Raw genomic sequence first — 25,501 nt, 5'->3', positions numbered from 1 at the left:
AAAATTAAAACATTATTTAATACTATTGGTCGTATAATTATTGCAGTTGGTCGCAACCAGTACACGATAAATATATAAATACCTAATTTGCCGCCATGAATGAGGAATGGTATCAACAAAAATGGGCGGTAGCGGTAAGACATATCGTTGCCTGGCTGGTTTTTTTCTCGCTGCCCTATCTCCTGCATGCTACGAATGAAAGCTGGGAACGGGAGCATATAAACGAAAAACAGGCGTGGATAAACTACCAGTACTACACCGATGCGGTGCTCGTTATATTCTTCTACCTGAATGCCTGGGTGTTCATTCCTAAAATGATATATAAGAAGAAATTTTTTAAATATACTTTGTATATACTGGGTGTATTTATCTTTATGTTCACCAGCCGGTATATCTTTGAAAGGGTGATCCTGAAGTCCCTGCATCCTTTAGACCTGCGGCCCACCATCCTGTTTACGTTCTTTATCTTCTTTACGGTGCTGTCGGCCAGTACGGCATTTCAGATGATCGTTGACAAGTTAAGACAGGAAAGAAAAAACAGTGCAAAGGAAAATGAAAACCTGAAAACGGAGTTATCCTTGCTGCGTTCACAGGTGAGTCCACACTTTATGTTCAACGTGTTGAACAACATGGTATCGCTGGCCCGCAAAAAGTCGGATGTATTAGAGCCTTCACTGATCAAACTTTCTTCATTGATGCGTTATATGTTATATGAAGCGGATGAGGAAAAAGTACCCCTGCAAAGGGAAGCGGAATACCTGCAAAGTTATATAGACTTGCAGCAGCAACGGTTTGGAAAAAATGTGGTGATCAACGTATCGCTGGAAGCGGCAAACAGCAATTACGAAATAGAGCCCATGCTGTTGATTCCTTTCGTGGAAAATGCTTTCAAACATGGTACAGGGTTGATTACCGATGCCAGGATAGATGTTAATTTATCCACCCGCCCCGGCATGTTATTTTTTTCCGTACGCAACAAATACAATGAAACTTCTTCAGAAATAAAAGACAAAACCAGCGGTATCGGTTTGGCCAATGTGAAAAGGCGTTTAAATTTATTATATGGAGATAATTATGTTTTGCATATTGAAAAAAAAGAAGACTGGTTTATAGTATCCTTACAATTAAATCTCCACTGATGATGAAGTGTATTGCCATAGATGACGAACCATTAGCACTCGACCTGCTGGAAGACAATATCAGCATGGTGCCCTACCTGCAGCTCACAGGCAAATGCACCAACGCATTTGAGGCCATGGAAATATTACGGCATCAGCAGGTGGATCTTATATTCCTGGACATACAGATGCCGGGCCTTACCGGCTTACAATTCCTGGAATCACTGCCCAATAAACCTATCGTGATCCTGATTACCGCTTACGAAAAATATGCACTGGAAGGTTTTAACCTGGCGGTGACCGACTACCTCGTAAAACCCGTATCGCTGGAGCGTTTCATTAAAGCATGCAACAAGGCGCAGGAGCTTCACCAGCTCAAAACCGGCAGCAAAACCGCCAAGGAACAGGCCGACTTCTTTTTTATTAACGTGGATTATAGTCTGCTGAAAGTAGTATTTTCCGATATTGTATGGATTGAAGGGCTGAAAGATTATGTCAAAATACACCTCAAAAGCACCCATAAGCCGATTATCACGCGCATGAGCGTAAAAGGTATGGAGGAGCAGTTACCGCCGGCAAAATTTATCCGGATCCACAAATCCTATATTATCTCGGTAGCAGAGATCTCTTCCATACGGAAGAACAGCGTTTTCCTGCATGAGCAGGAGCTCCCCGTGGGGGATACCTACAGGGAAGGACTTTATGCCATCGCGGGGAAAAACATGTAACGCGGAATTTGTCTTGTCCAGGATTGTCTTGCCCAGGATTAAACTGATTATGATGATTTACATGATTTTTTCTTTTTTGATTTTTAAAAGATTCGGGAAGATATAAGCGAATCTTTATTGATATCTTCCTGAATCTTTTAAAATCAAATTATAATCACAATAAAAAAATCATGTAAATCATCATAATCAGTTTAATCCTGGGCAAGACAATCCTGGGCAAAAAAAATCCTGGGCAAAGACAAACCCATAGTTTCGTAGCAATATTTCTCCCGCTTATCTCATTTAATTTATTATTCCACTGCTGCGCTATACTTTTGCACGATCTGAATTTAATATAAAATGCAAAAGATTTATTTGTTTATCACCCTGTTTTTGCTTTCCATGAGTGCCTGGGCCCAGGCTCCGGGCGGCGCCGCCGGCAGAATGCCGATGGGCATGAACGGACATGTTTATGGGAAAATCATTGACCCGGACGGAAAACCCGTCGCTTATGCTTCTGTAATTATACTCCAAAACCGGATGGATTCCGCCACCAAAAAAATGAAGGAAAAGCTGCTGAAAGGCGCGCTCACCAAAGGCAACGGCGAATTCAGCCTGGAAGAGCTGCCGGCAAGAGGCCCCCTGAAGCTGAGAATTACCGCCACCGGCTATAAAACCGTCGATCAGGCGATCAGCTTTCCTCCTTTTGAAAAGGACCTTGGCAACATAAAATTGGCAGTAAGCACCACACAGCTGCAGGGCGTTACCGTAGCCGGTACCAAGCCACTGATGCAGATGGATATCGATAAAAAGGTGTTTAATGTGGAAAAGAACATCGTCAGCGCCGGTGGTACCGCCCTCGACGTAATGAAAAATGTGCCTTCCGTAAACGTAGATATCGACGGAAATGTAACGTTGCGTAACAGTGCGCCGCAGTTATACATAGATGGCCGCCCTACTACGCTTACGCTGGAACAGATCCCGGCAGATGCCATTGAAAATGTGGAAGTCATCACCAATCCATCGGCCAAATACGATGCTTCCGGTGGCAGCGCCGGTATCCTGAATATTGTGCTGAAAAAGAACCGCAAAACAGGATACAACGGTAACCTGCGCGCCGGTGTGGACAAACGCGGCGCCCTCAACGGCGGCGGCGACTTCAACCTCCGCCAGGATAAGGTTAATATCAGCGCCAGCGTAATGGGCAACCAGATGAAGGGCCGCACCAACGGTACCACAGAACGCAGCAACTTCGCGGATGTGCCTCCTACCATGATCAACCAGGATAACCACAACAAAACCAACGGCGGTTTCGTTTTCGGTAAACTGGGCCTCGACTGGTTTGTAACCAACCGCACTACCCTGTCGGTGGCTGGTATCAAGGTACATGGCGAAATGAACCCTTCCGAAACCATCAATATCAACACAGACACCCTGGGAAAAACCATTCCTGTCAGCGCTTTCAGTCAAAGGAACTCTTCTTCCCACAATAAATTCAACGCCAACGGTGTGGTACTGGGCATGAAACACCTGTTCCCTAAGGAAGGAGAAGAACTAACGGCCGATTTCAACTATTTCGGCGGTAAAAGCGATAACAACTCCGACTACCGGACCGACCGCTATCGTAGCGGGTTAGGCAGCAGCATTACCGGCAGCGATATCCAGCAGATCCTGGGTGGTGGCTCCGTAAGCTTTATGACTATTCAAACGGACTATGTAAGGCCATTTACCGGCAAATTAAAGCTGGAAACAGGACTGAGAGCTGCTATCCGTAATACGAAGAGTAATTTCAACAACTATATGTTCGACCAGGAAAACAATAAATTTGTATTGATTCCTGCTGCCTCCAATAATTACAAAAACAGCGATAATGTTTATGCAGCTTACGCCAGCGTATCTAACACCATTCGTAATTTTGGTTATAAGGTAGGTTTAAGGGCCGAAAGCTCCAATTATACCGGCGACCTGCTCAACAACGGGCAACATTTCAAAAATAACTATCCCATCAGCTTGTTCCCCTCCCTGTTTTTAAGCCAGAAGCTGAAACACGACCAGGAACTGCAGCTGAGCTATACACGCAGGATCAATCGTCCCAATTTCTTCCAGCTGATACCGTTCACCGATTCTACCGATAAGCTGAATATTACCAAAGGTAATCCAGGCCTGGTACCGGAGTTCACCACTTCGCTGGAAGCGTCGTACCTGAAAACGTTCAAAGGTAACAATACCTTGCTGGCATCTCTCTACTACAGGCATACCAACAACCTGATCACCCGTTACCTGACCAAGGAAACGGATCCCGTAAACGGACAGGAATTGCTGGTAAACACCTACATCAATGCTAATTCCAGCTACTCAGCAGGTATGGAGGTAACATCGATGAATACCATCACCAAGTGGTGGAGTATGTCGACCAACGTAAACCTCTACAATTCCAAAATCAATACCAGCAACGTCACGCAATCGCAGGACGCGCTCTGGAGCTGGTTTGGAAAGATCAATAACAGCTTTAAGCTGCCATTGAATTTCGAAATTCAACTCACCGGTACCTATCAGTCCAAAACTAACCTGCCGGTAAATGATAATAAAAATGTGCAGGCTGGTCCGCCGATGCAGCAATCACAAAATGCTTCGCAGGGTTACATCGCCTCCTTCTATGGAGTAGATGCCGCCATCAAGAAGAGTTTCCTGAAAAACAATGCAGCCTCCGTAACATTGAGTTTCAACGATATTTTCAGAACCCGCTGGTCTGACCAGTATTCCGAAAGTCCGTATTTCACGCAATACTACAGTCGCATAAAAGATCCGCAAATGATACGCCTGAACTTTGCTTACCGGTTTGGTAAAATAGATGCCAGCCTGTTTAAGAGAAAGAATATGGGCGCAGGCATGCAGGGAATGCAGGAAGTAATCCAATAAGAAGTTGTCTTATAGTGTTTAAAGCGCCGGAACGCGAAGGGAGTACACCTAAGCGTTCCGGCCTTTTTCATTTGGATACAGGAGATATACGCAGTCGCTTTGCCATACCTCTTTGGTATCCGCGTTCATGGCGGAAATTTTCCCCATAAACGCCGCGCCGGTATCAACATTATGTACATTCGCGGCCACCATGGGCATATCTTCCCCATAGTTCACGCTGGGTGTATGGCCAATATATATTTCGCGAAAGAGTTTCAGTCTTCTTGGATAACGCAGCGATTCCTTTGGAATGCGCGGGTCTACTGCGAGCGCCAGTTCCCATAGGCTGCGGTCCCAGTAAAGCATGGGTTCAAACCTTTCGTGGGCGGGGCCATGGGTGGAGGTAAACCCTGCATGGATAAACAAGCGGTTGTTATCGTCGGTATAATAAAGTCGCATGCGCTCCAGGAAAGCGGTGTGTACGGCCAGTTCAGCTGCCGACAGCTTATTAAAGCTCGACACGGTTGCTTGTCCGCCGTTTCTCAGCCAGGAGGCTTCCGGCATAATGCCATGCAGCCAGGATTCACACCAGGCGTCATGATTGCCTTTAATAAAAATGCAGCGGTGCTTTTGTTCCAGTTGCATCAGGTAAGTGATCACTTCTGCCGATTCAGACCAGCCATCCACATAATCTCCTAAAAAAACCAGTGTATCTTCCTTTTCCGGTGCGATCCGGTCCAGCAGCTGTTGCAGGGCCTTCAGTGCACCGTGTATATCACCTATAACGTAGGTTGCGGGCATGTGCTATTTTATTTGTACATAATATCCGTTCTCAGCACATATTTCACGCCGGCCGTCAGCAGGGAGCCTTCATGCCGCAGCGGATGGTGAAAGATCAATGCCGTACCGGTTTCCGGGCGGATGATCTCCCCGGAAGCAAAAATGGTTTCCCCACCGGTATATGCATCGTTCAGATAAATCATAAAAGTATATTGGCTGGCTTCAAAACGATTCCGCTCAAAACTGCCGTCTTTGTGCATTTTAAAGCGTTGTCCGGGGCTGTATTTATAAAACCGGAACAATTCGTTTACGCCAACGGCCTTCCTTTCATCTGTCCCTTCGGGCGCAAAATCTTTCAGCCGTTCCCAGATAAAGGTAGCATAAGCTTCCTCCTTATACAATACCCTTTCATTATTCCGTACGCCTTTTATCATACGTTGTACGCCGTGACCCACGTCTACCGTGGCTTCCTCGTAACCCATTGCTTCGCTTTTTTCTATCAGCGCGGTACATTCTCCGGGGGAAAGAAAATCTTTCAGGGTAAAAATCTGTGGGGTGTATTCATGTTTTTCCATAATGATGATTATGATACAGTGGGAACATTGATCTGGAAGTTGTTTTTCTTCAGCTGCTTGTTGAATTTATACAGTTCCGGATGACGGTTTTTCAGGCCTTCCCGCTTCATGCCGGTATTGATCACATATTCGGCGTCCAGGATCTTGCGCCGGAAGTTGCGCCGGTCGATGGTTGTTTGCAGGATACATTCATAGAGTTCGTGCAGCTCGGTGAGGGTAAACAGGTCATCGAGCAGCTCAAAGCCAACCGGGTAGTATAATATCTTCGATTTAAGCCGTTCGTGTGCCTGCCGGAAAATCTGTTTATGGTCAAAGCCCAGTACAGGCATTTTCCGGACATTAAACCATTGCACGTCGTTGGCCATGCTGCCTCCTACCACCTGGAATTTAGCCGGGTTGATCAGCGCATAATACCCTACCGCAATAACGCGCCCTCTCGGATCACGGTCCGGCGCATCAAAGGAATACAGCTGCTCCAGGAACACCTCATCCATGCCCAGCTTGGTTTGCAGGATACGGGAGCAGGTGCCCAGGAAGGTTTCTTCCATCTGCAAAAAGCCACCTGGCAGGGTCCAGCAATCCTTAAACGGCTCTTCCTTACGATTCAGCAGCAATACCGATAAGGTATTGTTGTGGTACCCAAATACCACCAGGTCTACCGCCAGGGAGGGATTTTTATATTCGTGGAAAGTCTTCATATTTTGTTTGCGTCAATTTAACGTGAAGTAACAAATTTTTTGGGAGATAAACAAAAAGGCGGCGCTTACGCACCGCCTTTTTTTATTTGGACCCGGGATAGGAATATTCCAGTCATCTCATAACCTACAACTGTTACACTGTTAAAGTAACAAGATGCAAAGATACAGGTAGCAACCCATAAAAAGTGGGCTGCTATCCCGCAGGTTAGCAACATTTTATACAGTATGCGCTGCTTTCACGATATCCCTCACCTCCAGCACCTTTTGCGGATACCCCAGGCGGGTAACGTTAATCATCGCCTGGCCCAGCTCAGCCAGTGATGACACCTGTTGTGGGAAAACACGCCGCAACACAGGATACATCCAGCTCATATACCGGTAAAACCCCTGCGTGTTTTGCAAACCTTTGGTAGGCTGCATATAGCCGGGGCGAAACATATACGCTGCCTTAAAAGGGAGCCGCAGCAATGCCTGCTCAGTTTTCTTCTTTATTCTCGCCCACATCAGGTCACGATCCGTACCCGCGCCGGATACATAGCAAAACACCATATCCGTATTCATGGTGACCAGGGTTTTGGCCACTTCCATGGTCAGGTCGTAAGTAGCATGCTCGTATGCATCCTCCTTCATTCCCACAGAAGAAACGCCCAAACAGAAATAGCAGGCATTGTAATCATGCAATTGCGCCGCCACCGGCAGCATATCGTAAAAGTTTTTGTGGATCAGCTCCTTCAGCTTGGGATGCTTTACCCCGCAAGGTTTGCGGTTGATCACCAAAACTTCCTTTACATCCGGATGCTGCAAACATTCATGCAATACACCTTCCCCCACCATCCCGGTACTGCCTGTTATTATGGCTTTTATCTCCATAGGAATATTTTAAACTTCAGTACTGAAATTTAAATATTTAGTTCCAATACTTCATTTTTATTATCGGGGCACATCCGGGCATTCAGCATTTGATCCATTACTACGGTTAAAACGCATTTTCTTCTCCCCTAACCGTATTCCGGATCGTTAAAAATATAATACGCAGATCCAGGTATACCGACCAGTTTTCCATATACCAGATGTCATGTTCAATCCTTCTGCGCAGATGTGATTCATCCGTGATTTCGCCGCGCAAACCGCTTACCTGCGCCCAGCCTGTAATACCGGGCTTCAAAAAATGGCGGATCATATACTGCTGTATCACACGCGAATACTCTTCTGTATGGCGCAGCATATGCGGGCGGGGTCCTACGATCGACATCTGCCCCATCCACACATTCAGGAACTGCGGCATTTCGTCCAGGTTCGTTTTTCGCAACAGGCGGCCAATCCTCGTAAAGCGACTATCATGGCGGGTGGCCTGTTTAGAATTGGCATCGTTATTCACATACATGCTCCGCAATTTCAGACAGGGAAAATTCTGGTTATTACGACCTGTACGATACTGGATAAAAAACACCGGGCCGGCCGATTCCAGTTTGATCAGCAACGCCAGCAAAGGGATCAGCCAGGTTAAAATAAACAGGATCACCAAACTGCTGAATACCATATCAAACACCCGCTTCCGTATCCGGTTGGCAATATCATCCAGCGGCTCAGCGCGTAAAGAAATGATAGGGATGTTATTAAAATAATCCACAAAGATCTGCCGGTTTACAAACAATTTAAAGTCGGGTACAAACCGGAAGTGGATCAGGTTTAACTCTGCCTCCCTGGCCAGCGTATACAGGTAAGGGAATTTCTCCGGCGACAATGTCGAATAAATCTCCCGGATATTATTGGATTGCGCATACGGTACACAGGCTTCCAGGTTGCCAATCACCGGATAATACGACAGCTCATGCACATTATTGTATTCCTCAAAATAGCCCTCAAATTTCAGGTTGCTGTTATCTTCCAGCAACTTACCCGCCAGCTCTTTCGACAGCTCATTATAGCCCAGTATCACCACTTTTTTTTCCACACCACTACGATGCAGAATGTGACTCGTAACCCGGTAAAATACCCAGCGCCCCAATAACACCATCATTATAAAACCCGTGCAATAAATAAGAATGAACAAACGGGAATATAATTGTTTGGAAAGAAACAGGAAGAGTAACAGCAACAACAGGTACAAAAGAATACTCTGTATCGTTTTCCTCGCAATCCGTTCAAACGACAACTGCTGACTAAGAAAATAGATACCGGTGGTATACAGCGCCACCATCCAGGAAAGATTTGACACCACCAGGAACACGTCCACATTTATATCCTGCATACGGTCGTACCGTTGCAGCCAGGAACTGCTGAGAAAAAACAATACATTCAAACAAATAAAGTCCAGTGCAATCAACTGGATGCTGCAAATTTTAAGATACCGGTTCAACATAAGAAAGAGATGGTTGATCAATAAAAAGCGCTACGCTACCTGTTCTTTAAAGCGCGTCATCACACCCGAAATAGAAAGATGGGCTGCTGCATAAGCCCGTGCATTTTTCGCAATGTCCGTTGTGTTATCCCATACGGCCCTTCCAATACCGGTGCGCAATGCCTCCTGGTTTTCGGCATCTACCAGTATACCCATATTATGCCTGCTTACCAGCTCATGTAACCCCGTACCGGAATTGGCCGTGATCAGCGCAATACCACCAACCGCCAATATGGTAGTAAGTTTGGAAGGCATCACCAGGTCACTGGCATGAGATTTCTGTATCACGAGATGTACGTCTGCCATGTTGAGAAAACGATTAAACTGCCCCGACGGTTGTAATGGTAAAAAGGTAGTATTGCTTAAGCCCAGCTGCGCTGCCATTTGTTCCAGCCGCACTTTATACGGCCCTGAACCGCAGATCAGGAACCTGATATCCGGTTGATGCTGCCAGTCGGCAGCGGCATGTAACAATGCCTCCAGTCCCTGCTTTTCGCCGATGGCCCCGGAATACAATACGATCTTATCAGTGGCCGCAAAACCAAATGCTTCCTTCAATGCTGCTTTATCCGCTAACGGATGATATTGTGATACATCCACCCAGTTGGGAAAAAGAAAAACTTCTCTGCCGGTTTTATCGCTTATTTTCCGGATCATTCCGTCTGCAATGCTACTTACATGATCTGCACTCCGCAGGATCAGTTGTTCCAGTTTTAACATCATACTAATAAGCCGTTTCGACCGGATCATCTGTAAATCACGCGCAGCCTCTATCTGCAGGTCCTGCACATGGTATACAAAAGTAGCGCCCCGCAATCGCTTGTAAAGCACCGCCAGCAACCCCAGGTGAAATGGCGGCGCTACCGTTATAACGATATCAAATTTACGCTGCCATACCAGCTGCATCATCTTTACAAATGCCGACATCGCAAAAGACACATCCTGAAACATCCGTTTCTTGCCGGAAGGCGCCGCCGGTACATATTGCGGACAGCGGTATATGGTCGTATTGCCGCTAACCTCTTTTTTAAACCAATGCTTTGCCCGGTGATAAGGTTCCTGCACCTCCCATTGCGGATAATAGGGATAAGAGGTAATTACCGTACATTCGTACCCGTTATCCGCCAGCCAGCTGATCATTTCGCCATTATACTTTCCAATGCCTGTTGGCTCCGGTGAAAAGTTGCCGCCTATCAGTAATATTCGTTTACCCATATACGTTATATTTAAATCTTATTTCTTCCAGCTCCACAGCAACCCAAGCATAAACCCAACGTTATTGGTCAGCTGGCCCTGATCCACTGCCACAGCTGCAGTAACAGTAATTCCGCGTCCCGGCAGCAGGTAACACAGTTCCTCCAGCGTATACCATTGCCGTTTCACCGGCGTAAAAAGCGCCGGGTTAGTGTAAGTGCCATAGTTCTGTGTATAGGTGATCAATGTTTTGCCCGATATTCTTTTTGTGAGATGATAAAGCACCCCGATATGCCCGCCCACCACACGGTTATTGATGATGTTCCCACCTTTCCCGCGGAGTGAATCCTTTGGCTGATCCCAGTTCATGGGTTTCATACCGGGAAAGTAATGCTGCCCCCTGTTCCGGTCTATAAATAATGGCGTGCCGATAATGCGCTCGTGATAATCCCAGCCGGTGAGGTACACGCCGTTGTTGTAATAGCTTTCCCTTAGCCGCTGCAGATAAAAATCGTTCGACTGTTTGGTATAAATAAATTCAGCTGTTATTTTGCTAAGCCAGCCATGTTCTTTTTTGTTGGTGTAAGATATTCCCAGCAGCCGGTCTATATTACGTATATCGATACCCTGACCGGATTCAAAAGGAGTTTGATGATACAGGTGTAATGCGAGTTGCTCATTCTCCCAATCAATACCACCTTCAATAATTCCCCGGTGATCGCCCGGCCGGTTAGGCTGTATATCCGCGTTACCTACTGTGCCATCATCTTTCGTTTTCACCAGCAACACATCCATAAATCCCTGCCAGTTACTGGTGATAGACGGAAGATCTTTACGGCTGCCACCCCATACCGCATAGTGCTGTATGCCGCCAAATAATTTGAGTTTGTTTTTCCCTATGCGGAGATAAAAATTCTTTTCATGCAGCCAGGCATTCCGGATGAACTGGTCCTTTCCCATCCAGCCATGACTTAACAGCCCCCTGAACTGCAACCATCCATTGGTAAAAGGTACGTTGGTGTATTTTGTTACCGCGAGCCCGATCTTTGGAATGGGTAATGCATTGCCGCTGATTCCCATAGAACCACTGCCCAGTAAAGGGTCTACCTCCCCGATAATTTCTTCGTACCGGCCTCCCCGGATTTCCCAGTTTTTATACCCGGCTTTTATATATCCCTGCTCTATAAAAGTGTGGCCAAACTGATCGTTGTTATATATATCCAGTCCATACTTTACATAGAAACCCTTTTTCCATACCAGCCGGTTGCTAAAACCCACCTGCGTGGATACATCGCCCTTCCGGTCGCTGATAGTGCCAAAATGATTCGAGAGCAGCCATAAGGGCTGATAGTCTTTACCGGCCGCCGTTCCTGTTGCGCCCGCATGTATTTCCAGCGAATCTGTAAGCCATTGCTGTGCCCTTAAACAAAGCGCATAGCACATAAAAAGTAACAGTATAATGCTTTTTTTCATATAGCCGCTACATTTAGAAAGGTGACCGGAGGCGCCGCCATATCGCGCTTACGCACCGCCGCGGCCGGGTTACCGGAATAGATCAGCCATGGCTGCAAATCTTTCGAAGCCACCCCATTCACTGTCAGCACGCTGTGCGAGCCACAGGTTACACCTGCGCACACCACTGCCATTGCGCCAATCCAGGCCCCGTTTTCTATATGAATATCTCCCAACCGGTAGGGAAAATCAGGCTGTTTATAGTCATGGTTACCTGTCAGCAACAGGGCGCCCTGCGAAATACACACATGATCACCCAGTGTTACATCTGCCAGGTTATCTATCCAAACACCTTCGCCCAACCAGCAGTGATCCCCGATGACCAACCGCCACGGATATTTGATCCGCACCTTTGTTTTAATAACCAGCCCTTTGCCAACGCTGGCGCCAAATAACCGCAGCAGCCCGCGTTTCAATGCATATGGCCAGGGGAAGGCGCTGTTCAGCACATAATAATTACAAAAGTACCAGGCCAGCACTTTCCATTTCGGACCGGCATTGTAAGTGCCGGTATTAAAAGTCGCGAGATTGGTTTTCATGTAAAATCAGATATGAATGTTATAATCCTGTTTTAACAATGCCATAATATCCTCCCTGCTTTCATCGCCTTTTAGCTTCTGCTGAAATTCCTGTACATTAACGTCTACGAGTAAACGATACCAATATCCCTGCATAAAATGAAACAAGAAACCCTTATACCCATCCAGGAAGCCATACCGCAGCACATAACGGAAAAGGAAGTACATGGAGGCCCGCGTACCCGGCGATAACGCGGCATACACTTTCTCTTTCAGAAACCGTTTACGCTTTGCCTGTGAGCCATGGGCCCTTAGCAAACGGTTGTCTGTTTGCCAGAAGCCATAGCGGATATTCAGCAAATCCACCATCTCCCGGATCGCATAGTTGTTATGCTTGTTCACCCACCAGTGAATAGAGTTTAAATTATCGTCTACAATATGTTCGTCAAACCGCATGGTAGTGCCTTCCGACAGCACTATGTGTTCATCCATCCAGCGCTGTTCAATACTTCCTATGCCGTTACGCCAGATCCTTAACAGTGTATGCGGATAAAAGCCCCCGTAGCGGATCCACTTTCCTTTAAACAATACCTTCCTACGTATATAGATGCCAGTTATACCGTCAGGCACGGTATCCATGCGCGTGGCAATTTCCTGCAGCAGACCGGGCTCCAGGTACTCATCTGCATCCATACGCATCACCCATGGTGCGCTAATACCTGCATGTTCCAATGCCCATTGGAACTGATCGGCATAATTGACCCATTTACGCCGGAAAACGGTAGCGCCGTAGCTTTCCGCAATAGCGACTGTATTATCAGTAGAAAAAGCATCCACCACATAGATGGCAGCAGCCACCTGCCGAAGGTTCTGTAAACAGCGCTCCAGGTGCAACGATTCATTATAAGTAAGTATCACTACCGCCAATTCCATCTAATTACATTTTTCATATAGTTCCACATAAGAGGATGCCAGCCGGGCATCGTTAAAATCATTCCTGATTTGCCCGGGGGCGTGCCGGCTAATGTGTTGGCGCCGTAACTTATCACGGTGGGCCTCCGTCAGCTGATCACTGATGTCTTCCACACGCTCAATGGAGGTGATCCAACCCAGGTCATGATCCCGGACATAGCCTGCCAGCCCCACCTGGTCGCTGATCAACACCGGGGTGCCTACATACAACGACTCTATTACCACGATCGCAAAATTTTCATTACGCGAGGTAAGGGCAAAAAGGTCGGTGGCAGCAAGGAAATGAAACTTATCCTCGCTGCCCTTCCAACCTACCCATTCGACGTTGTTATCCATATCCAACGAAGCAATTAATACTTTCAATTCCTGCACATATTTTTCATCGCCTGTACCGGCAATCAGCAAGCGGTAAGGGAAAGACACCCGCGACAACGCCTGAATCAACAGATCCAGCCCCTTCTTAGGGTCTACGCGCGATAAAAAACTGATCGTAAAAACGCCATTGTCTGCGCGTGTATAACTGCCTTCAGGCAGGTCAACCAGGTTGAATACCTGCCCGCCCTTCCAACCATTGTTTACCTGTTGACACTCCTTCCACTCCAGCTCCGATGACACATGCAGGTAAGTGCTGCGCAACAATCGTTTACCCATGACCGTATGCAACAGCTGTTTGCTGCGGTTATTCCTTGCGGTAAATACGTAGTCGCAGAACATGCCATGCGGCGACAGCAACGGTTTCAGCTTCTTCCATTTACAAATGAATGAGGCGCCGATTACCAGGAAATTCCACCACGAGTGAATATGTATTTTATCAAACTGCCGGGCGTTACGCCACACCGCTTTCCAGAGCGCCGGCGATACATGTGTATGATCCCCGGTGATCCGCCTGAAATAGGTCACTTTCACACCATCTGCCGTTACCGTAGTGTTGGCTGCTATGTCAAGCTCCCTTTCGCCATTAGCGGTAGTGGTGTACACCTCCACCATATGCCCCATTTGCACCAGCTGCTCGGCCAGGCGGGCAATCACCACAATAGGGCCGCCATATACATAAGCGGGTTTATAAGAAGGAACAATAAAAAGTATCTTCATAAAAATGAATATTATTGATTCATCGCATGCAGCGAATGCAAGGCATTGTCAACCATCGCCGTCATCGTCAGGTTTTCCCGTACAAAGCTCCTGGCCTGTTGCCCCATGGTATTGATTTCATTATCGGAGAGTTTATCCAGCATATATAAACATGTTTCCATGTTGTCAAAGATTAACCCGTTATAACCATCCCGGATATAGCTGTATTCCACACATTGCAACACGGCCTCGCTGCGTTTAAATGTACATACCGGTTTGCCATAGGCCATTGCTTCCACAGCAGACAATCCAACCCACCCCGGCTGAAAATAAATGTCTGCCGCCCCGAATAACTCCTGTTTTACCTCCGCATCGTATACGGCGCCAAAGTCATGAACATGCGTATACCCGTTAAAATCGGGCTTGTATTTACCTGCTCCTATAATAATAAAGCCATATTGTTCCGGGTCGGTTTCCGCTATCAGCTGCTGCAGCAGGTCAATCCGCCGCCCGGTTTCATTAAACCGCGCACAGTAGATCAACACTCTCCGGGCACGAATACCATACTTCTCCCGCAGCAATGTTTTATCAGGAACAGGCTGTTGAATAATCCGCTCTACTTCCGAAATAGTATTGTTCAGCGCCACGGCATTCATGCCTGGCATAATCTGCCGCCACAGCTCCATTTCCCGGGTGGTATAAAACCAGGTGGCATCTGCCAGCTGCATCATCCATTTCAACAGCAGGTTGGGTTGTTGTTCTTCCTGCACGTATCGCTTCACTGAAATACCATGTCCCCAGAGGATCACCTTTTGTTTAAAAAAGGGTTTAAGCAGCAGGATCATCCAGGTCGATACATGCGCGAAGTTGAGCATCAGCACCAATACTTTATAATCTGATCTAAAAAAGCGCAGTGGATTATATAACACAAACGGCCCTACGCTCCAGGCAGGTAATGATTTAACAGCGGTACTGCCGGCAGCCAGGTGCTGCTTTTGCAGGGCTTCGGCGCCATCATAGCAATACAGGTCAAACGGCGCCCGTTCGCGCAGGCGGTTAAAAAAATGCTCCCTGTAATGCGGTACCAGTGGCTGCAAAATCGCTATCATACCGGCACATTTTTATTTGCATGAATAATATTGCTTACGTCATATCCATAGATCAACCGGCTGCCTTCATGAATAGAATCGAAGGCTACCAGGCTACCATCCCGCTTCCACCGGGGATGCAGATCACAGTGCAACCCGCTGCGGGTAAAGGCCATCTGTTCCAGGGAAAAAGCCTTTAACACACCTTCATCCACACCATCCAGTAAACGGTCTGCCAGTCGCAGATCCGGCTTGGTATCAATCATACGGTAAGTACCCAACGTTGTTTTCTGCTGTGTGCTGTACTGAAAAAGGAACAACGTGCGGATGCCCTGCTGATCCGGATAGGTGTCACAGATCATCCAGTCGCGGTCTGCCGGGCAAAACATCGGATGACCATCTTCCGTTATGATATCCTTTGCCAGCATTGCAGGTATCGCGTTATCCACATCTTCCAGCAACAGCCAGTTAAAAGGCGCCACCGCTTTAGCCCCTTTCTCACGGGTATATAATAATTTCTTCAACACCTTCTTTCCATTGGCTATCAAACCGGCCGGCATCATTTTGTACAACAATGAACCGCGTAGTTTTTCTATGCCACTGCCCGTTCTGCCCCATATAGCGATATGTCTGTCATCTTTCCAGTCGAAATGGCTGAGAAAGCCGGTGGCCAGGCATCTGAGTCCGTTGCCATCTGTGCCGATAGTCATCAGCCGGGTGGTTTCCCCACCATCTTTTAATTTATACCGGTGCAAAAATGCCAGCCGGTTCTGCGATGGATTCAACAGCAAATGAGTGATATAATGATGCTGGCCAAGTGAAGGATTCATCCGGTAATTAGCCACTGTTGCGATAGACAGCAACAGCGACTGCTCACCTGAATATACATTATGTATTGTAATCCCGGAATCCACAGGCGCATGGATATGCGCCTGTTTATCAGGAAGTCCGGTATAACCATATCCACCTACACGGAATAGCCGGGCATAGTCTATTCCAAAAGCAACTCCTTCATCCGTAATCACGTGCGCGGGCAGCGGCAATGTGGATACACATTTACCGGCATTGGCATCGTAGATCCGGGCCCCCCATTTATCGTCCACACGATCATTCACAATGAAAGTATCCGTATCCCCTATCCACTGCTGACGGGCGCCCTGGGGATAATTATATGCATAGGTATTGCCAAGCTGACAAAATTGCTGCGCAGCATCAAAGTAGCCTACACCACAGGCTACGCGCGGGTCTGGCGGAACTGCAATATCCGGCGCCTGCAGCGCCAGCAGCTTATCACCCGCACTATTCCATGCTACCAGGTCATGAAAACCAAAAAAGAAATCTCCTTCTCCTGCTGATAATATAAACTCCTTTTGCATAACTAATGTGTTGTAATAAGTGAGGAAGTATCTATACACTGCTCTCTTTGTAACAAAAATATCTGGTCATGGATTTTGTTATCAATACGCCTGACCACGTCTTCTTCCGACAAATAAAATTCTGTTATGCCCTGTAACGTTTTCAGCAACTCTGTTTTCACCCTGTCCGGAGCGAGGAATTCTGCGCTGATACGATTACCGGAAAGCGATTTTATTTTTTGATGAAGGAAGGACTTACGATATAGCTTCACCGGCGTGGCGTTGATATTATAAAGATGAATGGCGGCCTGCCAGTCCATCCATTTAAACTCCGATACGCCGCTACCTTCCGTATGCGGGGTAGACAACACAAACCGGTGCCAGGGTACCCTCAGTGCATCGGCCAGGATGGCGCCATGCATCGCTTCCGCAATCACAAACTGTGACGCCGCAATTTCCTGTAAGGTATGCTCCACGCCTTTTTCGGATCGGGGAGAAATATAGTTAAAGCCTAATCGGTAACAGATACTCTCCCAATCAAAAAAAGGTACCGATTTAAAATAGGGGATCACACTTACCTTGTGTTTTTTGGGTGTCTGCAGCAGTTTCCCAAACTCAGGCAGCTGACGGATCGCATAAGCTGCATCGGCGATATAAGGGAACTGGTTATTGAAAGCATAGGCCGACAGGGGTCCCCGCAGGAAACGGATATCCCAGTTACTGTCCAGATGAAATGTTTTATGCACTGGCCGCACGCCGGTACCAAATACGATCTTACGTTGTGCTGTCAAATCGCGGAACAGCGGTGAACCTTCAAACAGGATGGACCCTATTCCCAGTAACACATCCGGATCAGTATCCTTCCCTTCTCCAAATAATTCCGGCCATAACCATCCGTTCAGGTCATCACCAAAATTCCCCTTCGGATCCTTATAATAAACATAATTCACGTTGCACTTATTTACAGGTTAGCAATACGTAAAACTTTACCGGCGTAGTTACTGTTGATCCAGTCTGTGAAATCAATGGCCCGCCTTCCCCAGTTATGCGCCGCGCTGTTAACCGTTGCCGGTTTCAGTTTACCCGATGCCAGCTGGCTGATCAGCGCAGCCAGCGATACCGGCGCATGGTTATCAAAGTAGTATCCGTCCTTCCCAAATATCTCCAGCGGCTCGCCGATCTTACACGTAAACACCGGCTTATTAAAAGGGATGTACATGTATATTTTACTGGGGCAACGCGCCCAATCCTGCACGGTATCATTCAGGGGAGATATAAAAGCATCGGCTGCAGCAAAGTAAGAACTCAATTCTTCTTCGGGTGTATAACCCAGGAATTGCACCTGCAGCGACAACCCTTTCTCTTTCACAAAAGCCTTTGCCTCTTCCTGGTGACGCCCCTGGCCCAGCAATAGCAGGTTTACATCCGAACGTTCCCTGCTGATCATCTCCATCGCCTGCAACATGGTAAACAAACCATAGTTGCGGGTAAGCGTACCCATATAGATGAGCAGTGTTTTACCGGCATACATTTCCTTTAATTCATCGTAGCGGACACGCGGTGACGCTACCACTTCGTTATTAAATGCGTAAGGTGAGTAAAGCACCGGTAACTGTTTCCGGAATAATTGTGCTGCCCTTTTTGTATATGTCTTACAGAGATACTTACTCGCGCATAACAATCCGTCGGCATACAATACCGACCAGTATTCCAGGGCCAGCATAGCATACCTGCGCAGGCCCCTGTTATCTGGAATACCGGATGGCAATTCTGAGTGTTCAATAATGATCGTGGGTTTCAGCTTCAACTTATTTTTTAAGATCCTGTTACGGAAACTAAAAGAGCAGAACAAAATATAATCCGGCGCTATCTCGTTTACCAACGCCGTTTTAGCACGTACTTCTTCTGCCGCCGTGCCCTCCGGGTAGTAATGCACCTGTACTGCCTCACTACATTCCATGGCTATACGCTTCCTGTTTTCACTGCTATCCTGTGCAATAATAACTACCTCCCAACCAAGCGACAGCAAAGGATCCGCCATGCCGATAGCGCGTTTCATAGTGGCAATGAATTGTATGTTACCGAGTGTAATGAAGCATATTTTCATAGCTGTTATTTTTATCCTTTTATATTTTCCCTCCGGGAGAAATTAAAACCGTTGTTTCGTTTATATCCGCTTCAACCACCGCCTCATTTGTTTCTTCCACGCATTCATAATATGCTCTCAGCAGGATAGCACCAATCGCAGGTATGTTAAACCGCAGCTGCTGTATCGGTGAAAAAAGAAAGGTCCAGATCACTCCTATCGTCATCAGTACCAACACCGGGTACAAGGCCGTATCTGCGGCATGGCGAACCAGGTAAAAACCCATTCTCAACAGCAAAATAAAGACGAGCAATACGGCTGCAAACCCGCCTAATCCGCAGTTTACCCATGCTCCCAGCAGGATGGAATGACTGGGAATCAGGTGCTCCGTTGAAGCAGCCAGTTGCTCATTCATCTCCTCATTCTGATACAACAACAGGATACGGTAATATTTCAGGTTATCGTCTTTAGCCCAGGAGCCGTGGCCAAACAACGGTGCATCGCTAATAGCTGCCAGTGCGGCAAAGGTTTCGCCTCTGCCTGTCATCAGCAACTCCAATGGATTGTATGGATTATCCAAACGATCTATCTGTTCCGAAGCATGCTCTCCTCCTATCTCATGATTCAATACGGCGTTGACATAACATACATAAGCAAACTGAAACAATAACAATCCCGCTATGCCAAATACCAGGAGCCGGTCGCGCGTGAGGTACATGCCGCTGTTGAAACAATAGATGATAATAGCACCCAGGAAAAATACCATCCCCGTAGATCGTGAATCCCGTGCAAAACATAAAAGACTATACGCCAGCAACAGCGCCAGCACAGCCTTCCACTGGCCTTTCCGGTATAATAAAAAGGACAGGACATAAACGCCGTAAGACAATATGGGTACCATTTTAAACTTGAAATACGACATATCCGTGTCCGCATTGTCATCTGTCCAGATAATATTTTTCAGCAGGGTCATACACAGAAAGAAGAAAATAATTTTATCATCTCTCAATGTTTTAAACAAAAAAATAAAGGAAAGAATGGACATAATGATCGCCGCCCACCCGCGCATAAAATTTTCAGAAGAACTATTTACGACAAACAGATCGGTGACTGCCTGGAAAATAAACAGTGCTACCAGTGCAACAATAATTTTTCTGAACAAAGGAAAGGCCTTGAAATCACGGATATCAAATACAAACGGTGCAAACAACAGCACCATGATCTCATTCAGCTTCAGCTGTCCGACCAGCGCCACATTCACGCCGCTAAGCAGGGTATATAACGCTATTTTAAGCCGGTTGAGCATGGGATGACCTTTTACCGCGCACGGCGTAGTTAACAATCTGCTGCAAACGCAGCCTGTTTACTTCGAGGCTGTACTCCTGCTGAAAATCTTCCTGCAACAGGGCGCCTTTATCGGTATCGCTGTCAAAATTGAGCAACGATGCTTTAAACGCAGCCGGTTGATCAGCCACTATAAAATGTTTACTTTTTACGCCTTCTACTCCCTTGGCAGTGCTGATAACCGGCGTTCTCAGCGCCATCGCTTCGAGGCACTTCAAGCGGGTACCGCTCCCATGCACCAACGGAATAATCACCGCCGTAGCCACAGAGATATACCATTTCACATCATCTACTTTACCAAAGGCTACAATATTCCGGTACTCTTCCTTGCCCGTGATACTTTTCAACGCTTCTTTTGATCCCCTGCCTACCAGCCACAGATCATATTTTTGGGAAAGCTCTTCATCCCATACATTTTCAACAAACCATTTCAGGCCGGCGAAATTCATATATACGCCGAAGTTAGCCGTCATCACCAATACCCTTTGCTGCTTTTTCCCAAACAGGTGATAATCTTTCTGATCAAGGAAATTGGGCACCGTAAACACTTTCTGCTTTGGCAGGAACCGGGTATGATACGCATGATCATCCTCACTTACCACGAGTACCGCTGCAGCTTTTTTAAAGTACAGCCGCTCATGTAATTTCTCCATACTGAACAACTGCAGCTTGCGCAGCCTGTCCAGCAGGCTACCCGAAGGCAGCTGCCAGGTGATCATCGGTTGCGCATTGTGCGTACCCAGTATCACCGGGATATTCCTGCTGCTGAAAAAAGAAATATAATGACCTACATAGCCGTAATCAAGGATAGCCGCCGCTACCGGGTATTCGCGGCATATTTCCCGGAATATATCCAGTATAGCCCGGGAGCGCTGGAAATATTGTTTGCCGGTAATGCGGGTAAGCAGGTCAAAATCTTTTGCTTCATAGGTATAAAAAGTAACATTGGGGAGATAATAAGGCTGCAGGTCTACCTTTTCCACATTCCGGACAACGGCAATTACCTCATATCCCAGTTGCGACAAGGCTTTGATCAGGTAATAACTCCTGATCCTTTCTCCGCCGTTTTGCGGAAAAGGCGAAATGTCTGTAAAAAAGAGTATATACATATACGTTAGTTCGCTTTTAATACTACCAGTCTTGCCTGAAGTTTTGAAAATACCCGGCTGAATAATTGCTCCATTTTTGTTGCTTCATCTGGTGTCAGGCCGATCAGCCGTACCCATATGATCATCGATATGGCGCTCACCAGCATCGTAATACCGAGCCGTGCAAAACCTTGCGGCATCAATAGCTGCGGTATCCCTGCCAGCACGGCGGATAACAACGCCGGTGTTATTGCCCGGATGATCACCTGCCTGGTAAACACCGGTGGCGATAACCCTGTAATTTTTTTTGCGGCGACCATACGATACAGTCCGCTCACCACTTCTATCCCGATGGCGCTCACTAACACCGAAGAAGAAGGATAGCCTGCTTTCAGCAACAGCCAGGCCATGGGCAGGTTCAGCAGCACCATGGTGCTTACTACTACCTGGTATTTCCTGATCTTCCCAACCGACTGTACCGCCACCTGTATCCCGGCCGACAGCTGGTTGATGAGTGTAGCGATAACAACCAGGCGGCACATCATCACCGTATAATCCGGTACCTGTTTCAGCCAGCATTGCAATACGAAAGGCATTTCTATCATCATGGGGATGGCAAAAAAAGCCAGGAGGTAAAAAGAGAACTTGCTGGCAATCATGGCCAGTCGCAGCATCCGTGGCCGATCGCCGCTGCCTTCACTTTTTATGATCTGGGGGTTTAAGGCTCTCAGCATGGTGACAGAGAAATAGCTTAATTGTGCATTTACCTGGTTGGCAATACCATAGGCGGCATTGACGATGGTACCAAAGAATATATTAAGCAACAGCCCCAGTCCCTGATTACGGGCCACTACGCTGCCTGCGCCAAACATGTTCCATCCGGCGTAAGCAAACATCTCTTTCAGTAAATGGCGGTCGAAGTACCGCCGTATCCTGATCCTGCTTTCATCATACTTCATGGCGCAATACACCTGTTTAAACAGGAGTAACAGTACTGTCAGCAATGCCATCAAACCACCATATACGATCAGCTTATCATAGCGGGTGTATTGCAGGGCAATGGCGATCAGTAACTTCCCCAGGGATTCCACCACTCCCAGTACCGCTACCATTACCATGTTTTCCTGTGCAATCAATGTAGCGTCATAGGGTACCGAAATGATGGTAAAAAAAGCGCTGACCACCATAAACTGGAAGATGAGCTTTGCCGCCATCGTACGTTCTGCCGGGTAATTCAGTACATGATCAAACAGGTAGCTGCCCGCTACTTCAAACAGCAATACCATCGTCATACCGAGTATAAAATGCAGCAACACGCTGGCGTTAAAAACCATTCTCAGTTTATGACTGTTTTTAGTACCGAGGTGAAAAGACATATACCGTTGTGTGCTGATCGTCATCGCAATGTTCAGAAATGATAACATGGCAATCACTCCGCTGATCAGGTTAAACAACCCGTAATCAGCTGCTCCCAGCAGGTTCAGCACCAGCCGGGTGGCGTACAAGGAAATAAAAACGGTGATGAGCATCCGTCCGTAAAGTGCGCCTGTATTCAGTATCACCCTGTTAGCTACCTGCATGACCGTTGATTTATCCGATTAAGTGTTCCAGTTGAGTGACTTCTTTCTTTGCAAATAATTCCACATCGGCCGCCATCATCTCCTTTACCAGCGCCGCCAGGTCATAGGCGGGCTCCCAGCCCAATACCGTTTTGGATTTTGTGGGGTCGCCAATGAGCAGCTCCACTTCGGTAGGGCGGAAATAGCGCGGATCGATGGCCACAATTTCCTTTCCTAACGGCAGCGCATATACTTCGTTTGTACAGGCAGTAACGACACCCGTTTCTTCCACGCCACTTCCCTGGAAGGTGATGGTGATACCCAGTTCCGCAAAGGCCATGCGCACAAATTCGCGAACCGTAGTAGTAATACCGGTGGCAATCACATAGTCGTCCGGCTGCTCCTGTTGCAGGATACGCCACATCGCCTCCACGTAATCCTTCGCATGTCCCCAGTCGCGTTGTGCATCCAGGTTACCCAGGTATAATTTATCCTGTAAACCCAGCGCAATCGCCGCTGCGCCCCTGGTGATCTTTCGGGTTACAAAGGTTTCTCCCCGCAGCGGGCTTTCATGGTTAAACAGGATACCATTACAGGCATACATACCATAAGCCTCGCGGTAGTTTACGGTGATCCAGTAGGCATATAACTTAGCTACGGCATAAGGACTGCGTGGATAGAAGGGAGTTGTTTCCCGTTGCGGTACTTCCTGCACCAGTCCATATAACTCTGATGTGCTGGCCTGGTAAATCCGGGTTTTCTTTTCCATTTTCAGGATACGCAGCGCTTCCAGCAAACGCAGGGTACCAATCCCATCTGCATTGGCCGTATATTCCGGCGTATCAAAGCTGACCCTTACATGACTCATGGCTGCCAGGTTATAAATTTCGTCGGGTTGTGTTTCCTGTATAATGCGGATCAGGTTGGTGCTATCGGTCATATCACCATAATGCAAACGGAAGCGAACATTTTCGCTGTGCATATCCTGGTACAAATGATCAATACGTTCTGTATTGATCAGGGAGGCGCGACGCTTTACGCCATGCACCATATATCCTTTTCCCAGCAGCAATTCTGCCAGGTAGGCGCCATCCTGGCCGGTGATACCTGTTATCAGGGCTACTTTCATACAATCGTTATTTTAGTGGTGATAGAATTAATTATTACAGCGGTGTTTACAGTGTCCTTATTGCACCAGCACGTTTACCGTGGTAGCGGCAGCGTTGCCGATACCGTAATAGGTGAAGCCCTGTTTAACCAGTTGCACATCATCATAGATATTGCGGCCATCGAATAACAGCGGCGATTGCATCAGCCCCTGCAGGCGTGCCCAGTCCGGCATCCGGAATGTATTCCACTCTGTTACCAGCAGCACCGCAGCTGCATCTTCCGCGGCGCTGTACATGTTATCCGCAAAGGTGACATTGCTGCCAAGGTAATTCAATGCCTCTTCCATGGCTACCGGGTCGTATACGCTTACGATGGCGCCGGCGCTGAGCAGACTGTTGATCAGCACCAGCGACGGGGCCTCTCTCATATCATCTGTGTTCGGTTTGAACGACAGTCCCCATACCGCAAACTTCTTATCCCTGATATCTCCATCGAAATGACGCAGCACTTTCTGAAACAACAGCCGTTTCTGGTCTTCATTCACAGCTTCAACCGCATCGAGTATGCGCAGCTGATAACCATATTCCCGGCCAGTTTGTATCAGGGCCTTTACATCTTTGGGGAAACAGGACCCTCCATAGCCGATACCCGGATAAAGAAAATGTTTACCTATCCTCGGATCGCTGCCAATACCTTTTCTTACCTGGTTGATATCAGCGCCTGCCAGTCCGCATAAATTGGCGATATCATTCATATAAGATATCCTGGTAGCCAGCATGGCATTGGCCGCGTACTTGGTCATCTCTGCCGATGCGATATCCATAAACAGAATCGGGTGTCCGTTCAACAAAAAGGGACGGTATAACTGCTCCAGCGTTTGTCTGGCCCGCATGGTATTCACGCCAACGACTATACGGTCGGGTTTCAGGAAATCGTTTACCGCAGCGCCTTCTTTCAGGAACTCCGGGTTGGAGGCTACGTCGTAGTCGAGGATCAGCCGCCTGGCAACAAGACTTTCCTTTATTGCCCGGTTCACGCGGGCGGCGGTACCCACCGGTACTGTACTTTTGGTAACGACTACCAGGTAATGATCCATCAGCTGTCCTATCTGGCTGGCTACCTGTAATACATATTTCAGGTCGGCGCTTCCATCTTCGCCGGGAGGCGTACCCACCGCAATAAATACTACCTCTGCTTTTGGTAGCGCAGCGGCCAGATCTGTGGTAAAAGACAAGCGTGCACCCTGCTGGTTACGCATCACTATTTCCTGTAATCCTGGTTCATAAATAGGCAGTATGCCGTTTTGTAAGCGGGCAATCTTCGCTGCGTCCACATCTGCACACACTACTTCTGTTCCAACTTCTGCCAAACAGGCGCCGGTCACTAAACCAACGTACCCGGTACCTACGATCACTACTTTCATACAA

General features: G+C 47.4%; 22 protein-coding genes. 3 read left to right on the top strand and 19 right to left on the bottom strand.

Annotated features, from left to right (window positions below; all coding sequences use genetic code 11):
• Positions 1–95 precede the first annotated feature (95 nt).
• The 3 genes from KE626_RS06985 (at position 96) to KE626_RS06975 (ending at position 4,744) form a co-directional block, all read left to right on the top strand.
• Complete coding sequence (locus tag KE626_RS06985; RefSeq protein WP_211972137.1) at positions 96–1,139, top strand: sensor histidine kinase; 1,044 nt, start codon at positions 96–98, stop codon at positions 1,137–1,139.
• A complete protein-coding gene (locus tag KE626_RS06980) occupies positions 1,139–1,846 on the top strand; it encodes a LytR/AlgR family response regulator transcription factor (protein ID WP_249207306.1) in 708 nt (235 codons plus the stop codon). Before KE626_RS06985 ends, KE626_RS06980 begins: the two co-directional genes overlap by 1 nt.
• 339 nt (positions 1,847–2,185) lie before the next feature.
• Positions 2,186–4,744 (top strand): TonB-dependent receptor, encoded by a 2,559-nt coding sequence (locus KE626_RS06975; protein WP_211972136.1) that lies wholly within the window; start codon positions 2,186–2,188, stop codon positions 4,742–4,744.
• Positions 4,745–4,792: 48 nt separating this feature from the next.
• Here KE626_RS06975 and KE626_RS06970 read toward each other — a convergent pair whose 3' ends face one another.
• From KE626_RS06970 to KE626_RS06880, 19 genes are all read right to left on the bottom strand, one after another.
• The gene (locus tag KE626_RS06970; RefSeq protein WP_211972135.1) at positions 4,793–5,524 is read right to left on the bottom strand and encodes a metallophosphoesterase family protein; all 732 of its coding nucleotides are present in this window, start codon (positions 5,522–5,524) and stop codon (positions 4,793–4,795) included.
• Positions 5,525–5,532: 8 nt separating this feature from the next.
• The gene (locus tag KE626_RS06965; protein WP_211972134.1) at positions 5,533–6,078 is read right to left on the bottom strand and encodes a prolyl hydroxylase family protein; all 546 of its coding nucleotides are present in this window, start codon (positions 6,076–6,078) and stop codon (positions 5,533–5,535) included.
• 8 nt (positions 6,079–6,086) lie between these two features.
• Positions 6,087–6,776 (bottom strand): NUDIX hydrolase, encoded by a 690-nt coding sequence (locus KE626_RS06960; RefSeq protein ID WP_211972133.1) that lies wholly within the window; start codon positions 6,774–6,776, stop codon positions 6,087–6,089.
• Between the two features lie 216 nt (positions 6,777–6,992).
• The gene (locus KE626_RS06955; RefSeq protein ID WP_211972132.1) at positions 6,993–7,646 is read right to left on the bottom strand and encodes a Rossmann-fold NAD(P)-binding domain-containing protein; all 654 of its coding nucleotides are present in this window, start codon (positions 7,644–7,646) and stop codon (positions 6,993–6,995) included.
• Between the two features lie 106 nt (positions 7,647–7,752).
• Positions 7,753–9,138, bottom strand: coding sequence for an undecaprenyl-phosphate glucose phosphotransferase (locus tag KE626_RS06950; protein WP_211972131.1), 1,386 nt, complete (start codon positions 9,136–9,138; stop codon positions 7,753–7,755).
• A gap of 30 nt (positions 9,139–9,168) precedes the next feature.
• A complete protein-coding gene (locus tag KE626_RS06945) occupies positions 9,169–10,392 on the bottom strand; it encodes a WcaI family glycosyltransferase (protein WP_211972130.1) in 1,224 nt (407 codons plus the stop codon).
• Positions 10,393–10,410: 18 nt separating this feature from the next.
• The gene (locus tag KE626_RS06940) at positions 10,411–11,844 is read right to left on the bottom strand and encodes a capsule assembly Wzi family protein (RefSeq protein ID WP_211972129.1); all 1,434 of its coding nucleotides are present in this window, start codon (positions 11,842–11,844) and stop codon (positions 10,411–10,413) included.
• Positions 11,841–12,422 (bottom strand): WcaF family extracellular polysaccharide biosynthesis acetyltransferase, encoded by a 582-nt coding sequence (locus KE626_RS06935; protein WP_211972128.1) that lies wholly within the window; start codon positions 12,420–12,422, stop codon positions 11,841–11,843. Before KE626_RS06935 ends, KE626_RS06940 begins: the two co-directional genes overlap by 4 nt.
• A 6-nt stretch (positions 12,423–12,428) precedes the next feature.
• Positions 12,429–13,334, bottom strand: coding sequence for a glycosyltransferase family 2 protein (locus KE626_RS06930; RefSeq protein WP_211972127.1), 906 nt, complete (start codon positions 13,332–13,334; stop codon positions 12,429–12,431).
• Complete coding sequence (locus KE626_RS06925; protein ID WP_211972126.1) at positions 13,335–14,465, bottom strand: XrtY-associated glycosyltransferase XYAG1; 1,131 nt, start codon at positions 14,463–14,465, stop codon at positions 13,335–13,337.
• A gap of 11 nt (positions 14,466–14,476) precedes the next feature.
• Positions 14,477–15,553, bottom strand: a complete 1,077-nt coding sequence (locus KE626_RS06920; RefSeq protein WP_211972125.1) for a glycosyltransferase — start codon at positions 15,551–15,553, stop codon at positions 14,477–14,479.
• Complete coding sequence (locus KE626_RS06915; RefSeq protein WP_211972124.1) at positions 15,550–16,908, bottom strand: hypothetical protein; 1,359 nt, start codon at positions 16,906–16,908, stop codon at positions 15,550–15,552. Before KE626_RS06915 ends, KE626_RS06920 begins: the two co-directional genes overlap by 4 nt.
• A gap of 2 nt (positions 16,909–16,910) precedes the next feature.
• Entirely contained in the window at positions 16,911–17,837 is a 927-nt protein-coding gene (locus KE626_RS06910; protein ID WP_211972123.1) for a polysaccharide pyruvyl transferase family protein, read from the bottom strand.
• Between the two features lie 11 nt (positions 17,838–17,848).
• Positions 17,849–18,994 carry a glycosyltransferase family 4 protein gene (locus tag KE626_RS06905; RefSeq protein WP_211972122.1) on the bottom strand — a complete coding sequence of 382 codons (1,146 nt, stop codon included), beginning with the start codon at positions 18,992–18,994 and terminating at the stop codon, positions 17,849–17,851.
• 19 nt (positions 18,995–19,013) lie between these two features.
• Complete coding sequence (locus KE626_RS06900; protein WP_211972121.1) at positions 19,014–20,279, bottom strand: hypothetical protein; 1,266 nt, start codon at positions 20,277–20,279, stop codon at positions 19,014–19,016.
• The gene (locus KE626_RS06895) at positions 20,263–21,426 is read right to left on the bottom strand and encodes a glycosyltransferase family 4 protein (protein WP_211972120.1); all 1,164 of its coding nucleotides are present in this window, start codon (positions 21,424–21,426) and stop codon (positions 20,263–20,265) included. Before KE626_RS06895 ends, KE626_RS06900 begins: the two co-directional genes overlap by 17 nt.
• A 5-nt stretch (positions 21,427–21,431) precedes the next feature.
• Complete coding sequence (locus tag KE626_RS06890) at positions 21,432–22,985, bottom strand: lipopolysaccharide biosynthesis protein (protein WP_211972119.1); 1,554 nt, start codon at positions 22,983–22,985, stop codon at positions 21,432–21,434.
• Positions 22,986–22,995: 10 nt separating this feature from the next.
• Complete coding sequence (gene gmd / locus KE626_RS06885; RefSeq protein WP_211972118.1) at positions 22,996–24,093, bottom strand: GDP-mannose 4,6-dehydratase; 1,098 nt, start codon at positions 24,091–24,093, stop codon at positions 22,996–22,998.
• Positions 24,094–24,150: 57 nt separating this feature from the next.
• Positions 24,151–25,497, bottom strand: coding sequence for a UDP-glucose dehydrogenase family protein (locus KE626_RS06880; protein WP_211972117.1), 1,347 nt, complete (start codon positions 25,495–25,497; stop codon positions 24,151–24,153).
• Positions 25,498–25,501: the final 4 nt, after the last annotated feature.

This window comes from Chitinophaga hostae (assembly GCF_018224885.1).
In the GTDB taxonomy this organism is placed as follows: domain Bacteria; phylum Bacteroidota; class Bacteroidia; order Chitinophagales; family Chitinophagaceae; genus Chitinophaga; species Chitinophaga hostae.
The sequence above is the reverse complement of the archived record's forward strand: the minus strand, read 5'-3'. Positions and strand labels throughout refer to the sequence as shown.

Excerpts from the sequence above, each read along its gene's own strand:
- KE626_RS06985 (WP_211972137.1), top strand. The coding sequence starts at position 96 with ATGAATGAGGAATGGTATCAACAAAAATGGGCGGTAGCGGTAAGACAT.
- KE626_RS06980 (WP_249207306.1), top strand. The coding sequence starts at position 1,139 with ATGATGAAGTGTATTGCCATAGATGACGAACCATTAGCACTCGACCTG.
- KE626_RS06975 (WP_211972136.1), top strand. The coding sequence starts at position 2,186 with ATGCAAAAGATTTATTTGTTTATCACCCTGTTTTTGCTTTCCATGAGT.
- KE626_RS06970 (WP_211972135.1), bottom strand. The coding sequence starts at position 5,524 with ATGCCCGCAACCTACGTTATAGGTGATATACACGGTGCACTGAAGGCC.
- KE626_RS06965 (WP_211972134.1), bottom strand. The coding sequence starts at position 6,078 with ATGGAAAAACATGAATACACCCCACAGATTTTTACCCTGAAAGATTTT.
- KE626_RS06960 (WP_211972133.1), bottom strand. The coding sequence starts at position 6,776 with ATGAAGACTTTCCACGAATATAAAAATCCCTCCCTGGCGGTAGACCTG.
- KE626_RS06955 (WP_211972132.1), bottom strand. The coding sequence starts at position 7,646 with ATGGAGATAAAAGCCATAATAACAGGCAGTACCGGGATGGTGGGGGAA.
- KE626_RS06950 (WP_211972131.1), bottom strand. The coding sequence starts at position 9,138 with ATGTTGAACCGGTATCTTAAAATTTGCAGCATCCAGTTGATTGCACTG.
- KE626_RS06945 (WP_211972130.1), bottom strand. The coding sequence starts at position 10,392 with ATGGGTAAACGAATATTACTGATAGGCGGCAACTTTTCACCGGAGCCA.
- KE626_RS06940 (WP_211972129.1), bottom strand. The coding sequence starts at position 11,844 with ATGAAAAAAAGCATTATACTGTTACTTTTTATGTGCTATGCGCTTTGT.
- KE626_RS06935 (WP_211972128.1), bottom strand. The coding sequence starts at position 12,422 with ATGAAAACCAATCTCGCGACTTTTAATACCGGCACTTACAATGCCGGT.
- KE626_RS06930 (WP_211972127.1), bottom strand. The coding sequence starts at position 13,334 with ATGGAATTGGCGGTAGTGATACTTACTTATAATGAATCGTTGCACCTG.
- KE626_RS06925 (WP_211972126.1), bottom strand. The coding sequence starts at position 14,465 with ATGAAGATACTTTTTATTGTTCCTTCTTATAAACCCGCTTATGTATAT.
- KE626_RS06920 (WP_211972125.1), bottom strand. The coding sequence starts at position 15,553 with ATGATAGCGATTTTGCAGCCACTGGTACCGCATTACAGGGAGCATTTT.
- KE626_RS06915 (WP_211972124.1), bottom strand. The coding sequence starts at position 16,908 with ATGCAAAAGGAGTTTATATTATCAGCAGGAGAAGGAGATTTCTTTTTT.
- KE626_RS06905 (WP_211972122.1), bottom strand. The coding sequence starts at position 18,994 with ATGAAAATATGCTTCATTACACTCGGTAACATACAATTCATTGCCACT.
- KE626_RS06900 (WP_211972121.1), bottom strand. The coding sequence starts at position 20,279 with ATGCTCAACCGGCTTAAAATAGCGTTATATACCCTGCTTAGCGGCGTG.
- KE626_RS06895 (WP_211972120.1), bottom strand. The coding sequence starts at position 21,426 with ATGTATATACTCTTTTTTACAGACATTTCGCCTTTTCCGCAAAACGGC.
- KE626_RS06890 (WP_211972119.1), bottom strand. The coding sequence starts at position 22,985 with ATGCAGGTAGCTAACAGGGTGATACTGAATACAGGCGCACTTTACGGA.
- gmd (WP_211972118.1), bottom strand. The coding sequence starts at position 24,093 with ATGAAAGTAGCCCTGATAACAGGTATCACCGGCCAGGATGGCGCCTAC.
- KE626_RS06880 (WP_211972117.1), bottom strand. The coding sequence starts at position 25,497 with ATGAAAGTAGTGATCGTAGGTACCGGGTACGTTGGTTTAGTGACCGGC.